Annotated in this window: 18 protein-coding genes; all 18 read left to right on the forward strand. The window is 47.4% G+C overall.

The window, feature by feature from the left end:
• Window positions 1–80: 80 nt before the first annotated feature.
• The 18 genes from IEW48_RS05050 to IEW48_RS05135 all read left to right on the forward strand — a co-directional run bounded on the left by IEW48_RS05050 (window position 81) and on the right by IEW48_RS05135 (window position 13,333).
• Window positions 81–353, forward strand: a complete 273-nt coding sequence (locus IEW48_RS05050; RefSeq protein ID WP_188622848.1) for a YqhV family protein — start codon at window positions 81–83, stop codon at window positions 351–353.
• A gap of 230 nt (window positions 354–583) precedes the next feature.
• Window positions 584–1,561 (forward strand): stage III sporulation protein AA, encoded by a 978-nt coding sequence (gene spoIIIAA / locus IEW48_RS05055; RefSeq protein ID WP_188622849.1) that lies wholly within the window; start codon window positions 584–586, stop codon window positions 1,559–1,561.
• Entirely contained in the window at window positions 1,554–2,072 is a 519-nt protein-coding gene (gene spoIIIAB / locus IEW48_RS05060) for a stage III sporulation protein SpoIIIAB (protein ID WP_188622850.1), read from the forward strand. Before spoIIIAA ends, spoIIIAB begins: the two co-directional genes overlap by 8 nt.
• Before the next feature lie 19 nt (window positions 2,073–2,091).
• Window positions 2,092–2,295, forward strand: a complete 204-nt coding sequence (spoIIIAC, locus tag IEW48_RS05065; RefSeq protein WP_188622851.1) for a stage III sporulation protein AC — start codon at window positions 2,092–2,094, stop codon at window positions 2,293–2,295.
• 14 nt (window positions 2,296–2,309) lie between these two features.
• Window positions 2,310–2,699: a stage III sporulation protein AD gene (gene spoIIIAD, locus IEW48_RS05070; protein WP_188622852.1), complete on the forward strand. Its 390-nt coding sequence runs from the start codon at window positions 2,310–2,312 to the stop codon at window positions 2,697–2,699.
• Between the two features lie 49 nt (window positions 2,700–2,748).
• Window positions 2,749–3,942, forward strand: a complete 1,194-nt coding sequence (gene spoIIIAE, locus IEW48_RS05075; protein WP_188622853.1) for a stage III sporulation protein AE — start codon at window positions 2,749–2,751, stop codon at window positions 3,940–3,942.
• Between the two features lie 5 nt (window positions 3,943–3,947).
• On the forward strand, window positions 3,948–4,589 hold the full coding sequence (gene spoIIIAF / locus IEW48_RS05080; protein WP_188622854.1) for a stage III sporulation protein AF: 642 nt from the start codon (window positions 3,948–3,950) through the stop codon (window positions 4,587–4,589).
• A 5-nt stretch (window positions 4,590–4,594) separates the two neighbouring features.
• A complete protein-coding gene (gene spoIIIAG / locus IEW48_RS05085; RefSeq protein ID WP_229703951.1) occupies window positions 4,595–5,275 on the forward strand; it encodes a stage III sporulation protein AG in 681 nt (226 codons plus the stop codon).
• A gap of 12 nt (window positions 5,276–5,287) precedes the next feature.
• Window positions 5,288–5,863 (forward strand): SpoIIIAH-like family protein, encoded by a 576-nt coding sequence (locus IEW48_RS05090; protein ID WP_188622855.1) that lies wholly within the window; start codon window positions 5,288–5,290, stop codon window positions 5,861–5,863.
• A gap of 130 nt (window positions 5,864–5,993) precedes the next feature.
• The gene (gene accB, locus IEW48_RS05095) at window positions 5,994–6,512 is read left to right on the forward strand and encodes an acetyl-CoA carboxylase biotin carboxyl carrier protein (protein ID WP_188622905.1); all 519 of its coding nucleotides are present in this window, start codon (window positions 5,994–5,996) and stop codon (window positions 6,510–6,512) included.
• A 23-nt stretch (window positions 6,513–6,535) separates the two neighbouring features.
• Window positions 6,536–7,894: an acetyl-CoA carboxylase biotin carboxylase subunit gene (gene accC, locus IEW48_RS05100; RefSeq protein WP_188622856.1), complete on the forward strand. Its 1,359-nt coding sequence runs from the start codon at window positions 6,536–6,538 to the stop codon at window positions 7,892–7,894.
• A 54-nt stretch (window positions 7,895–7,948) separates the two neighbouring features.
• Window positions 7,949–8,341, forward strand: a complete 393-nt coding sequence (locus IEW48_RS05105; RefSeq protein WP_188622857.1) for an Asp23/Gls24 family envelope stress response protein — start codon at window positions 7,949–7,951, stop codon at window positions 8,339–8,341.
• A gap of 107 nt (window positions 8,342–8,448) precedes the next feature.
• Entirely contained in the window at window positions 8,449–8,844 is a 396-nt protein-coding gene (gene nusB, locus IEW48_RS05110; RefSeq protein WP_188622858.1) for a transcription antitermination factor NusB, read from the forward strand.
• Window positions 8,841–9,821 (forward strand): tRNA (adenosine(37)-N6)-threonylcarbamoyltransferase complex transferase subunit TsaD, encoded by a 981-nt coding sequence (locus IEW48_RS05115; RefSeq protein ID WP_188622859.1) that lies wholly within the window; start codon window positions 8,841–8,843, stop codon window positions 9,819–9,821. Before nusB ends, IEW48_RS05115 begins: the two co-directional genes overlap by 4 nt.
• A gap of 97 nt (window positions 9,822–9,918) precedes the next feature.
• Entirely contained in the window at window positions 9,919–10,791 is an 873-nt protein-coding gene (gene folD / locus IEW48_RS05120; RefSeq protein ID WP_188622860.1) for a bifunctional methylenetetrahydrofolate dehydrogenase/methenyltetrahydrofolate cyclohydrolase FolD, read from the forward strand.
• Between the two features lie 28 nt (window positions 10,792–10,819).
• Window positions 10,820–12,175 (forward strand): exodeoxyribonuclease VII large subunit, encoded by a 1,356-nt coding sequence (gene xseA / locus IEW48_RS05125; protein ID WP_188622861.1) that lies wholly within the window; start codon window positions 10,820–10,822, stop codon window positions 12,173–12,175.
• Window positions 12,168–12,449, forward strand: a complete 282-nt coding sequence (gene xseB, locus IEW48_RS05130; protein WP_188622862.1) for an exodeoxyribonuclease VII small subunit — start codon at window positions 12,168–12,170, stop codon at window positions 12,447–12,449. Before xseA ends, xseB begins: the two co-directional genes overlap by 8 nt.
• Complete coding sequence (locus IEW48_RS05135; RefSeq protein WP_229703952.1) at window positions 12,446–13,333, forward strand: polyprenyl synthetase family protein; 888 nt, start codon at window positions 12,446–12,448, stop codon at window positions 13,331–13,333. Before xseB ends, IEW48_RS05135 begins: the two co-directional genes overlap by 4 nt.
• Window positions 13,334–13,531: the final 198 nt, after the last annotated feature.

Genomic DNA, 13,531 nt, shown 5'->3' on the forward strand with positions numbered 1-13,531 from the left:
AGGAGCGCCATGCTCCTTTTTTTATTTCGTCATAAAATGGACACCCCTCCTATAAATATGAAGAAGGAGGAGGGGGTAATATGATTTATATCATTGATAAAGTCATCGTGGCCATGGCCAGTTTGCGTTTGGTTTCAGGCCTGATCGAAATGGTAGCCGGTTTTCTGATTCTCAAGCTGAATTCTGTTGAAAAAGCCATGATGGTCAATGCCTTTCTGGCCATGGTCGGACCATTGTTTTTTATTACCAGTATGACTTTGGGGCTGGTGCACTTGGCCGGTAAAATGCCTTACTCCAAATTGGTGTTGATCGGAACGGGAGTGGGATTGATTATCTTGGGTTTAAGGAAGTAATTGTCACGGTGCTCTAAAATGGTTTGGAAAAAGTCTAGCAAAACCCTGTTGTAGCTCCCATTGCCTTCTACTTCATAATAAATGTGTCCGTTGTCTGTTATCAGATATCCCATCCGCCTTGCTCCTTTCAATCGGTTTTTCTATAGCTTAGCCAAATTAAGGGGGCATATTCCCAGGTCAAGCCTGCATAAGAATGAGATAAGAAAGTGGACAAAGATGGGGGAATACCCATGGACAGCCGCTTGTTAGCCTGCTTTTCACAACGGATCAGGCATGCTGTGGTTTGCCTGTCCAGCGATGTTCAAGCCAAGATAGAGGAAATTCGCATCCGCATTAACCAACCGATCGAGATTAGGGTTCAAAATCAATCCTATTTCTTAACGGAATCAGGCCAGCTGTGCCGTTCGGCAGACCAGGGACTGGTGGCTACCCCGGAAGACGGACAGAAGATCCTCAATTTGATTAGCCGGCATTCCGTGTATGCTCTCGAAGAGGAGTTGCGCAGAGGTTTTATTACGATTTTTGGCGGACACAGAGTGGGCATAGCCGGACGGGCGGTTGTGGATAATGGGCGGGTGCAACACGTCAAACATATCCGTTTTTTTAATTTTAGGGTGGCCCGGGAGATGAAGGGTATAGCAGAAGGCGTAGTACCGTATTTGCTTGATAACGGGAGTCCGCTCAACACGTTGATTATATCTCCCCCTCAGTGCGGCAAAACAACGCTTTTACGGGACATTATCCGTGTATTGAGTTCTGGAAAGGCTGAACTTGGGTTAAGAGGGGTTAAAGTGGGTGTAGTGGATGAACGTTCGGAGATTGCCAGTTGTCTGGACGGATTGCCCCAACATGATCTGGGACCCAGGGCAGATGTTTTGGATGCCTGCCCCAAAGCAGAGGGGATGATGATGTTAATCCGTTCCATGAGTCCGCAGGTGGTCGCCTGTGATGAGATTGGCAGCGAGCAGGACACACTGGCGATCCTGGAGGCCCTCCATGCCGGTGTGACAGTGGTGGTGACAGCTCATGGTTCAACTCTGGCAGACATAAAACGGCGTCCGGGGCTTAAACCCTTATTTCAGACTTCCGTTTTTGAACGGTTTGTTGTGTTAAGCCACCGTAAAGGCGCCGGAACGATAGAATTGATCACCGATGCCCAAGAACGGCTGCTTTATCCTTCATCGCTCAGGGGGATGAACTATGCTTAAATTGTTGGGAGCGGTCCTGATCATCTCTGCTACGACGCTGACCGGGTTTTATCTGGCTTTCCGGCTTACTGAACGGTCCAAGCAGCTGCGTGAGCTGCAGATGTGCTTACAGTTGCTGGAGACTGAAATATATTATGGTTCTACCCCGTTGACCATTGCTTTTAAACGCCTGGGACAGCAAGAGGAGGGGGTTATTCCTGCGCTTTTTGAGCGCTGTGCTTATTATTTGGAACACCTGGATGGGGCTACGACTTACGCTTGCTGGCAGAGGGCACTGGCTGATGTAGAAAACAGGCTGGCCTTGAAAAATGTAGAAAAGGAATGGCTGTACCATTTTGGAAAAGTGGTGGGGGGCTCGGACCGGGAAGACCAGCATAAACATTTGCGTTTAATGCTGGCCCAGTTTGGCAAAGCGGAGAAGGAAGCTGAAGCTGAACAACACAAACATGAGAAGATGTACAAGACTCTGGGTGTCTTATCAGGTGTATTGATTGTCATTCTAATGTTGTAGGTAAAAGGGGTGGGGCAAGTTGGGAGCAGACATTAACACGTTGTTTCAAATTGCAGGCATCGGCATTATTGTGGCGATGGTCTCAACTGTTTTGGAATCAGCAGGGAAAAAGGATATTGCCCAATGGGTCAGCGTAATCGGTTTTATTGTGGTGCTGTACATGGTCGCCAACTGGATTCATGATTTGTTTCAAACCATTAAATCCGTCTTCCTCTTTCAATGAGGGAGGGAGTTCCGGTGGAAATTATACAGATTGTAGGCATTGGGTTGGTTGCTACCGTATTGGCTATCGTGTTAAAGGAACAAAAGCCTGTTTTTGCCTTTTTACTGTCCACCTTTACAGGGGTGCTGATCTTTTTCTTTCTTATCGGCAAAATTTACGACGTCATTCGCGTGCTAGAGCGCCTTGCTGTTGAAGGCGGCATCAACCTGATTTACTTGAAAACGATCTTGCAGATTATCGGCATCGCTTATATTGCCGAATTTGCTGCCCAAATCACCCGCGATGCGGGACAGGGTGCCATTGCCTCAAAAATTGAACTGGCCGGTAAGGTCCTGATTATGGTGATGGCCATTCCCATTATTACGGTGATAATCGAGACAGTGATCAGCCTGATTCCCTCTTAGGGACAAGCGGGATTTTCGCTTAGACCGCCCCGGAAAAGGAGAACCGGTTATGAGACTCAGAGATTATATCCTGTTCATGATGTTGCTGATCGTTCTTTTTCTTCCGCAGGAGGCAAGGGCTCAGAGTGTAGTTGAGCCACCGGATCTGGAAGAACAGGAGCGCTTGATCGAGTTTCAACTCAAGCGCCTGGGCACGAGTGAAGTGGAGGCTTTTTGGCAACGGGTCAGGGAGGAATATGACGGTTTTCTGCCGGAAAACCAGCCACGGGAACTCAGCGATTTTTTTCAATTTGAAGGGTCCATTTTTTCCCTAAATCTTTTAAAAGGATTCATTCTGTATGTATTTCACGAGCTGCTGTTAAATGGCAAACTGCTGGTGGTTATTGTCTTGTTAACCGTTTTCAGCATGATCTTGGAAAACATTCAATCGGCCTTTGAGCGCAATAACGTGAGTAAAGTGGCTTATGCAATCACCTACCTGGTCATTTTTATCATTGCCATTAACAGTTTTCATGTCGCAATGACATATGCCCAAGAGGCCATCGCCAATATGGTTCATTTTATGATGGCCCTCATTCCACTCCTCTTGGCCTTAATTGCTTCCATGGGCAATATCACGACAGTCTCCCTGTTTCATCCGCTGATTATTTTTCTCATAAATACCAGCGGGATCTTAATTCATAATATTGTCTTTCCGCTTCTTTTGTTTTCCTCGATTTTGGGTATTGTCAGTGCCTTTTCTGAACAGTACAAGGTGAGTCAGCTGGCCAATCTCTTGCGTAACCTTAGCGTTGGCTTGCTCGGGGTATTTCTGACGGTGTTTTTGGGAGTGGTTTCGGTGCAGGGGGCCACCTCGGCTGTTGTGGACGGCGTGACGGTTAAAGCAGCCAAGTTTGTCACCAGCAACTTTGTTCCCATTGTGGGGCGGATGTTTACCGATGCCACGGATACGGTGATTGGTGCTTCGCTGTTGATTAAAAACACGATTGGTTTGGCCGGAGTCATCATTTTAATCTTACTCACTGCTTTTCCAGCTTTAAAAATTTTGACCATTGCCTTAATATTCAACTTTTCTGCTGCTGTCTTGCAACCGCTGGGCAACGCTAGTGTCATTGCCTGCTTGAATGTGATCGGCAAAAACTTGCTGTTTGTGTTTGCTGCTTTGGCTACAGTGTGCCTTATGTTCTTTCTTGGTCTCACCATCATTATCGCTGCTGGAAATCTGTCAGTCATGGTCAGGTGAGTGACGTGATCGCCTATTTAGGAGAATTAATTAAACAGATTGTACTCATTATTTTAATTGCCACTTTTTTAGACTTGCTGATGCCTAACAGCCAGATGCGCCGCTATATCAAACTTGTCGTGGGACTTTTAATCATTATGACTATTCTGTCCCCTGTACTGGAGCTGTTTACTTTTGATCACGAGCGCATGCTGCGGGAAATGGAAGCTCTGTTTGAAAAGGGGCAAGAATCTGAATTTGATATTGACCATAAGCGGAAAGAAATCGAACAGCTGCAGCAGGAAGCCCTTTTTAAAGAGGTGGAGCGGCTCATGAAGGAAGAGATGGAGAGGGATTTGGAAAGCCAGTTTCCACTGTCCGTTGACCACCTGGACCTGACGTTAACGGTAGAAGAAGGGGAAGCCATTGTGAGTAAACTGGTGGTCGTGGTCACTGCACGAGAAGAGGAAGAGCAGAACTTTGACGGGACAACAGTACGGCCTGTTGAACCGGTTGTCATCCAAGTCAGCGAAGAACAAGAATCACCTGAGGAGAACAAGAAGCCTTCCCATGCAGAACGAAAAATACAAGAAGAGGTTTTAACATATTTTGATTGGAAGTGGAATATATCTGTAGACAAGATTGACTTATCGTGGCTCGGGAGGTGATCCCAATGGCAAAGTGGTGGCGCAAGCTGACGAGGAAAGTGTTAGAGGGACAGTCGGAACACCCAAGCATGACAAGCCAAACAAGCCAACGCGGGGAAGAGGGACATAAAAAGGGCGAATGGCAACTGACCCATTGGATTTTGATATTGGCTGCATTGGGACTAACAGCCATGATCGTGCCCAATTATTTCTCTTCCCAGAATAACGTCCCAGTCCACACGGTCTCGCTTCAGCAAGAAGAGGTTACAGAAACGCTAGGCTCATCGCCAAAAGAACCGGTGACGATCAAAGATTATGAAGAAGCATTAGAGAGCCAGTTAAAAGACATTTTAAGCAAAATTCAAGGTGTCCGTGATGTCTCGGTTATGGTTAACCTGGACTCCACCGCCGAGACGGTGGTCGAGAAAAATATAAAAACCCAGGAGTCAAATACGACAGAACAAGACCGGGAAGGGGGGAATCGCCAGATTGAAGATACACTGAAGGAGGAACAAGTCGTCATCATCCGCCAGGGGAACAATGAGGAACCGATTGTCGTTAAAACCAAAAAACCCCGGGTCCGCGGTGTTTTAGTGGTCGCTTCGGGAGCAGAAAACATGCAAGTGAAAGCCTGGATTACCGAAGCCGTTCAGCGCGTGTTGGATGTTCCTGCCAATAAAGTCTCTGTCTTACCCAAAAATGATTAAGGAGGGACTATGATGGTGCTCAGAAAACAAACCATCTGGCTTTTAACCATGTTAACCTTAATGGTGGTCTTGTCGGCCTATTACTTGTTCAATGGATCTCCAGAATACGACTATGTGACGCTGGATGAGCTGGACAAAGAAGCCGAAGGGGAAGAAGTGAGTTTAGACGAGATTGACTGGGTTGACACCATTAGTGATATGAATGGTGACTTCACCCTTGAGGAAGCTGGGAACCCGCTCGACTTCTTCATCGCTTACCGCATCGAGCGTGAGCGGCAGCGGGCAGACAAGTTTGAAGAATATCAAAACATGATGAACGCTTCGGAGGCGACCGCTCAGACGGTAGCGGAAGCTCAAGCCAAAATTGAAGCTATATGGGATCAGGAAGAAACCGAATACACATTGGAGAATCTGATTAAACAGGAAGGTTATGAAGACGCGCTGGTGATCTATACTAAAAACGAAGGCATTAATGTCATCGTGCGCAGTGATGAAGAACTTGACAAAAAAGAAGTGCTGAAAATCATCCATCTGGTTCGCAAGCATCTGGATGTTCCAGGCCATATGGTAACCGTTGATTACAGATAAACAGGCTTTGGACAAAATGTGACCTTGTGCCTAAGACCTGCTCTTAAGGCAAGGTCATTTATTTTTGGTATGGATATGATATAATGAGATGAGCCAAAATTACTTGACAAGGGATAAAGGAGTGATGATGATGTTAAAAATGCACGAGATCCGTGAGCTAATCAAACTCGTTGATCAATCTAAAATCACAGAGTTTGAATACGAGTTTGAAGGCTTAAAAATATCGATCAAAAAAGATGAGCAACAAGAGGTTCAACCCGCCCAAAATGTCACGCCCGCACCTCCAGAAGCTCAAAGACCCGCTGATCCTGTAGAGGTGAAGGAGAAGCCAGATGTCAGCCCTCAACCGGCGCGGGAAGAGCATGCTCAGCCTAAAAAGGCACAAGAAGAGGAAAAGGATACCAGTGGCTTACATAAAATCGTATCACCCATGGTCGGAACCTTCTACCGCGCTCCAGCGCCCGATGCTGAACCCTACGTTAAAGAAGGAGATAAAGTAACAGAAAACACTGTAGTTTGTATTGTGGAAGCGATGAAGTTAATGAATGAAATTGAGGCTGAAGTAAGGGGAGAAATTGTAGAGGTTCTCGCTGAGAATGGACAATTGGTTGAATATGGACAACCCTTATTCCTGGTCAAACCCGAGTAATCCGAATCAAAGGAGAAGAGGCCATGTTTAAGAAAGTCTTAATTGCCAACCGTGGCGAAATAGCCGTACGGATTATTCGAGCATGTCGGGAGCTTGGGATTAGTACTGTTGCCGTTTTTTCTGAAGCAGACCGGGACAGTTTGCATGTCAAGCTGGCTGATGAAGCTTACTGTATCGGGCCTACCCCGTCCAAAGACAGCTATCTTAATTTCACCAATTTGATGAGTGTGGCCACGCTGACAGGAGTGGATGCCATTCATCCTGGATACGGTTTTTTAGCCGAAAACGCTGATTTTGCTGAATTATGTGCGGAGTGTAACATAACGTTTATTGGCCCCCGTCCCGATGCTATTCAAAAAATGGGCGCCAAAGATGTGGCACGCCGCACCATGGCTGCAGCTGGAGTTCCCATCGTTCCCGGATCCCGGGGCTTGATTGAAGATGTTGAACAAGGCATTGAGGTTGCAGAAGAAATTGGCTATCCTGTGATAATCAAAGCCACGGCAGGCGGGGGAGGCAAAGGGATCAGAGTGGCCCGCAACCGGGACGAGCTGGTCAAAGGCATCCGGATTACACAACAGGAAGCGGCAACCGCTTTTGGTAATCCCGGCTTGTATATTGAGAAGTACATTGAAGATTTCAGGCATGTGGAAATTCAGGTCATGGCAGATAAATATGGCCATGTTGTGCATTTGGGGGAACGCGACTGCACCATTCAACGGCGGTTACAAAAATTAATCGAAGAAGCCCCCTCTCCGGCTTTAACACCTGAAAAGCGGCAGGAAATGGGAGAAGCGGCAGTGAAGGCAGCCAAAGCGGTCAATTACACCGGTGCTGGCACGATCGAATTTATTTACGATAAAGATGGAAATTATTATTTTATGGAGATGAACACCCGAATTCAAGTGGAACACCCTGTGACTGAACTGATTACCGGCATCGACCTGATCAAGGAACAAATGATGGTGGCTGCCGGTGAACCTTTATCATTTACCCAGGAGGATGTCACCTTTAACGGTTGGGCGATTGAATGCCGCATTAATGCTGAAAATCCGGACCGGAACTTTATGCCCTCCCCTGGAAAAATAGAGATGTATCTCCCACCAGGCGGACTGGGGGTGAGGGTAGACAGCGCTGCTTACCCGGGTTACTTTATCCCTCCCCACTATGATTCCATGATTGCCAAACTGATTGTATGGGGCAAAACAAGAGACGAAGCGATTGCCCGCATGAGACGTGCCCTGGATGAATTTGTCATTGAAGGGATCGACACCACCATCCCCTTCCATCAGCGGGTTATGCGCCACGAGGCGTTCATCAGTGGAAAATTTAACACCAAGTTCCTTGAAACGTATGACCTGATCAAGAAAAACGAAAATTAATTTCAAACTGTACCCCAAGACAAGCGTCTGTCAAACCATAAGGAGGTGTTGAAAATGGACACATCTTTGCCCCATGTCCAACAATCATTTGAGATAGGCGTGGTGGAGATTGCACCCGAAGTGATCCAGGTGATTGCTGGTCTTGCTGCCAGTAAAGTAGACGGAGTTGCCCATATGAATGGAGGATTTGTTGGCGAACTTGTGGAAAAGCTGGGGCGGAAAAATTTAAGCAAGGGGGTCAAAGTGCACCTAGGTGAACACCACGCTGTGATAGATGTTTCTATCGTCGTCCAGTACGGAGAGCATATTCCCGAAGTTGCTAAACAGGTGCAGCGGCAAGTAAAAAGTAAAATAGAAGAAATGACGGGACTTGAAGTCCTGGAAGTGAATGTTCATATTGTAGATGTACAAATTCCCCCAGCAGGGGCAAGTGCAGAAGTTGATTAGGGCAATCTATTGGTAAAAGAAAAGACCAAGAGACCACTCAGTGTGTATGGTGGCTCTTTTTTTCCTTTTTTGTTACCATTAAGCGAGCAGAAGGTGGCATTTAAACCATGAAACGGAGAGAAGCAAGGAAAATCGCTGTTCAGACTTTGTATCAGGTGGACATCGCGAAAACTGACTGGCGCCAAGCATTGAACAACATAGTAGGTGACCGGCATACAGATCCGTTTTTGGAGCAGCTTGTGTCCGGAGCGGTGGAGCATCTGGCTGAAATTGACCGGCGCATCGAACAAGCTGTAAGCCATTGGAGTCTTGATCGCCTCTCCCGTGTTGATCATGCCATTTTGCGCCTGGCCGTGTATGAGTTACACTATATGCAAGAAACTCCGCCTGCCGTGGTCATCAATGAGGCCGTCGAACTGGGCAAAGCGTTTGGGACAGAGAAGAACGGCAAATTTATTAATGGCGTATTAGGTAAAGTGGTTAAGCAAGGAGCAGAAGAATGAAGGTCTTGGGTATTGATACCAGTCATTACCGAACATCTGTATGCCTGGTTGATGACGGCTACAAGATTGTGGCTGAACAAAACCCGATCCTTCCGGTTAAGGAAGGGAAGTTGGGGCTGCAGCAATCCCAGGCAGTTTTTGAGCATCTCAAACAGTGGCCAGCCCTTTTAAACAAATTGGGGCTCAGCCAAGAAGATAAGCGGCAGATCCGGGCTGTAGGTGTAAGCACTGCACCCAGACCAGTAGAAGATTCATATATGCCTGTTTTTAAGGCAGGGGAAGTTCTGGCGGAAACGATTGCTTATTTCCTGTCTGTGCCCTTGTTTAAAACCACCCACCAGGAAGGACACATAGCCGCTGGCGAATTTTCGGTCGGCACGAGGCTTCCCTCCCCCTTCATAGCTGTTCATTTTTCTGGCGGGACAAGCGAGATTTTACATTGTGAACGAACGGAAAGAGGTTACAAAATCAAGCGTGCCGGGGGGACATTGGACCTGCATGCCGGCCAGTTTGTAGACAGGGTTGGTGTCAAACTGGGCTTGCCTTTTCCAAGTGGTCCGCATCTGGAAAAACTAGCTTCAGAGTGGGAACGGACAGGAGCAAACAACCGTGATTTTCCCGTTATTCCTTCGTATGTTAAGGATGGAGCATTCAGCTTTTCCGGGCCTGCTACTGCTGCGCTCAGATTGATTGAAGAAAACCGCTATGAACCCGGCCAAATCGCCCGTGCTGTGGAACATACACTGTTTAAAACATTGGAAAAAGCTCTGCGCCATGTGATTACCATGTTTGATTGCCGGCATATCCTCATCGTGGGGGGAGTAGCCGCCAACAGTTATCTGCGTAAAAAATTGAAGGAAAAACTTGAGCATCGTGCTGTAGGCGCTCAACTTTATTTTGCCCCGCCAAAATATTCAACGGATAATGCTTTTGGTGTAGCTTGTTTGACTTTACAGTATCTCCATTCTAAAAGGTGAACATTTTATAAAATAAAATATATTAATGTTCGGGTATTTACTTCTCCCCCTAATAACGGTACACTGTGTTTAGATTGTTTACAGAGGGGGAACAGTGATGACTGCAACCATTATTGATGGAAGGATGCTAGCCAAAAATATACGCCAAGACCTAAAAGAAGAGATTATCAGGCTGATAGACAAGGGTGTGACGCCTGGACTGGCTGTGATCATCGTGGGCCATGATCCTGCCTCGGTGACCTATGTGAAGGCAAAAGCTAAGGCTTGTCAGGAGATCGGCATTTATTCTGACATATTTTGGATGGCGGAAGAAACAACAGAAGCAGAGTTGCTAAAACAAATTAACGATTTAAATGAAAATCCCAATATTCACGGTATTTTGGTTCAGCTTCCTTTGCCTCCCCACATTTCTGAGCAAGCTGTGATTAATACCATTGTTCCTGAAAAAGATGTGGATGGATTTCATCCCGTCAATGCAGGCAAGTTGATGATCGGCGCGGAAGGCTTTATACCCTGTACCCCACATGGCATTATCAAGATGATACAGTCTACGGGTGAAACGATCGCCGGCAAGCATGCGGTGGTCATTGGACGCAGCAATATTGTGGGTAAACCGATGGCGACGTTACTCTTAAGAGAACATGCAACAGTGACGATTTGCCATTCTAGGACAAAGGATTTGTCCAAGATCACTAAGCAAGCGGATATTTTGGTTGTCGCTTGCGGTTGTCCAGGGGTTATTGGCCGGGAACACGTTGCAGAAGGTGCCATTGTCATTGATGTGGGGGTCAACCGGAAGCCCGAAGGCCGATTGGTAGGAGATGTCCGATTTGATGAGGTAAAGGAAAAAGCGGCCTATCTGACCCCTGTCCCGGGTGGAGTGGGGCCTATGACGATTACAATGCTCCTGTACAATACCGTGCAAGCTGCCAAGCAAGCTGTGCAGCAAGAAGCAAGCCATAAGTGTTAAGAATGCCGGTTTATTGGGGGAAGCTGTTTTGACTGGACAAACCATTATCACCGTTCAAGAGCTGACACGGGATATTAAGCGTTGTTTTGAAGAGAACGACTCCTGGCGTAATCTGTGGGTCAGGGGAGAAATTTCAAACTTCACCCATCACAGCCGCGGGCATATGTACTTTACTTTAAAAGATGAAGCTGCGAAGATTCGTGCAGTTATGTTCCAAAGCCATAATCGCTGGTTAAAGTTTAAGCCCCAGAACGGACTGAAGGTGATCGCCCGGGGAGAAGTTAACGTTTATGAACGGGACGGACAGTATCAACTCTATGTCAAAGAGATGCAGCCTGACGGCATTGGAGCCCTGTATCAGGCTTTTGAAGAGCTTAAGGAGCGCTTGCGCCTAAAAGGCTGGTTTGATCCCAGTAAAAAAAAGCCGATTCCCAAATTCCCCCGGAAAATCGGGGTGATCACTTCACCCACTGGAGCAGCCATCCGGGATATTCTAACCACCATTAAACGCCGCTTTCCCGTGGCGGACGTTTTGCTTATCCCTGTCCAGGTTCAGGGAGAACAAGCAGCATCCAGCGTGGCCCGCGCCATTCGTCTGGCTCACCGCTATCCTTTGGACGTGTTAATTGTTGGACGGGGAGGGGGATCGATCGAGGAATTGTGGGCCTTTAACGAAGAAGTGGTTGCGGAGGCAATCTACCAGGCCAAAATCCCTGTCATTTCTGCAGTGGGACACGAAACGGATGTCACCATTGCCGATTTTGTGGCCGACCTGCGTGCCCCAACCCCCACGGCTGCAGCAGAGCTTGTTGCTCCGTTGCTGACGGAATTGGAAGAGGACATCTGTCAGTTAACAAGACGGTTGTATAAGCAGATCAACTGGTTGGTGGCCGAAGAACGGCAACGTCTGAACCGCTTGCGTCAGAGTTATGCTTTTAAATACCCAAAAACACTGCTTAGACAGAAAGAGCAAGAGCTGGATCAAACAATTGATCAATTACACAAGCATATGCGCCGCTACATGGATCAGCAGAAAAACAATTTGGGCGCCCTCCATCACCGGCTGCGTCAGGCTCACCCCAGAGCAGCCATCTGGCAATATATGATGGAGAACAGGCGTTTAAGATCCGCCCTCTCCAAGATGATGAAACAATACCTCACAGCCAAACAGGCTAAGTTGGACCTGGTGATCTCCAGGTTGGATGGTTTAAGTCCGTTAAAAATCATGACCAAAGGGTACTCCCTTGTTTACGACCAAGAAGGAAAGAAGCTTTACAAATCAGTCACAGAGATACAACCCGGGGAATCGGTTCGGGTGCGCATGCATGATGGCCAGCTTGACTGTCAAGTCTGGGGGATAAAGGAGGAACAACGGGATGCGTGATACTCAGCAACATGAAAACCAGCTGCAGCAAGAGAAAGAGGAAATAAGTTTAACATTTGAAGAGGCTATAGGCCAGTTGGAAAAGATTGTAGAGCAGTTGGAATCGGGGGATGTTCCGTTGGAACAAGCCATTCAGTTATTTCAAAAAGGAATGGAGCTGTCCAACATTTGTCATGATAAATTGAAAAAAGTGGAGCAGCAGGTGAATATATTGTTGGAAGAAGATGGGCAACTGGTGGAAAAAGCGTTCCATATTGAGGAGGAAAGTAAGTGAAACAACACCTCAAGCACTTCTTAGATGATCACAAGCAGCGCGTAGAGGAAGCCTTAAGGAAGTATGTCCAGCAATTAGAGGCCCCTGCCCGGTTGAAAGAAGCCATGCTGTATTCCTTGTTGGCAGGGGGGAAACGGATTCGTCCCATGTTTTTGTTGGCCACCATTGATGCCCTTGGCGGGGAAACGGATCAAGGTATCCCAGCGGCTTGTGCTCTGGAAATGATCCATACCTATTCACTTATCCACGATGACTTGCCCGCCATGGATGACGATGATTACCGGCGGGGAAAATTGGCCAATCATAAAGTGTTTGGTGAAGCCCTGGCTATTTTGGCTGGCGATGCCCTCTTAACCCATGCTTTTTATGTTTTATCGGATACCGCTCAAACATCTGATCCAGAACTGCAGCTGAGGATGATTAAAGAGTTGGCTCTCCGGGCAGGTCCAACGGGCATGGTTGGCGGACAGACAGCCGATGTTCTGGGAGAGGGGGCTCCCATGACTTTCGAGCAACTGGCTGACATCCATACCCGCAAAACAGGGGATCTGCTTGTTTGTGCCGTACGTTTAGGGTGTTATGTTGCAGGCGCTAGCGAGGTACAGCTTGCCCAGCTGACCCGCTATGCCCGGGAGATTGGTCTTGCCTTCCAAATTCAGGACGACATCTTAGATGAAATTGGGGATGAACAAAAATTAGGTAAGCAAGTGGGCAGTGACCGCGGTAAGCAAAAAAGCACCTATGTTTCCCTGCTTGGGCTACAAGGGGCTGAGCGAGCATTAAAAGAGCATGTGGAATTGGCTAAGCAGGCGGTGCGGGCAGCGGGGGTCAAACCGGACTTGTTGCTAGAATTGGCAGATTTTATGGTCAGCAGGGAATGCTAAGCTTTCCTATCCTTCACATTGAGTGTAATACAGTTATATGATATAATCACTATACACGCCCAGAGGGTGGTGCAGTATTCTAGTCAATCCGCTTTTTCTGAAGACGGGCCTAAAAATCCGTCGAAGGGCACATCGATGAAGTTCCTGGTGTCGGCTTCTGACGCCCAGTCGGGGGTCGATGCTGGGAGTTAAGGTAGT

Origin of the sequence: Caldalkalibacillus thermarum (assembly GCF_014644735.1) — a bacterium.
Lineage (GTDB): Bacteria > Bacillota > Bacilli > Caldalkalibacillales > Caldalkalibacillaceae > Caldalkalibacillus > Caldalkalibacillus thermarum.

Coding starts and splice junctions, on each gene's coding strand:
- IEW48_RS05050 (WP_188622848.1), top strand. CDS start 81: ATGATTTATATCATTGATAAAGTCATCGTGGCCATGGCCAGTTTGCGT.
- spoIIIAA (WP_188622849.1), top strand. CDS start 584: ATGGACAGCCGCTTGTTAGCCTGCTTTTCACAACGGATCAGGCATGCT.
- spoIIIAB (WP_188622850.1), top strand. CDS start 1,554: ATGCTTAAATTGTTGGGAGCGGTCCTGATCATCTCTGCTACGACGCTG.
- spoIIIAE (WP_188622853.1), top strand. CDS start 2,749: ATGAGACTCAGAGATTATATCCTGTTCATGATGTTGCTGATCGTTCTT.
- spoIIIAG (WP_229703951.1), top strand. CDS start 4,595: ATGGCAAAGTGGTGGCGCAAGCTGACGAGGAAAGTGTTAGAGGGACAG.
- IEW48_RS05090 (WP_188622855.1), top strand. CDS start 5,288: ATGGTGCTCAGAAAACAAACCATCTGGCTTTTAACCATGTTAACCTTA.
- accB (WP_188622905.1), top strand. CDS start 5,994: ATGTTAAAAATGCACGAGATCCGTGAGCTAATCAAACTCGTTGATCAA.
- accC (WP_188622856.1), top strand. CDS start 6,536: ATGTTTAAGAAAGTCTTAATTGCCAACCGTGGCGAAATAGCCGTACGG.
- IEW48_RS05105 (WP_188622857.1), top strand. CDS start 7,949: ATGGACACATCTTTGCCCCATGTCCAACAATCATTTGAGATAGGCGTG.
- nusB (WP_188622858.1), top strand. CDS start 8,449: ATGAAACGGAGAGAAGCAAGGAAAATCGCTGTTCAGACTTTGTATCAG.
- IEW48_RS05115 (WP_188622859.1), top strand. CDS start 8,841: ATGAAGGTCTTGGGTATTGATACCAGTCATTACCGAACATCTGTATGC.
- folD (WP_188622860.1), top strand. CDS start 9,919: ATGACTGCAACCATTATTGATGGAAGGATGCTAGCCAAAAATATACGC.
- xseB (WP_188622862.1), top strand. CDS start 12,168: ATGCGTGATACTCAGCAACATGAAAACCAGCTGCAGCAAGAGAAAGAG.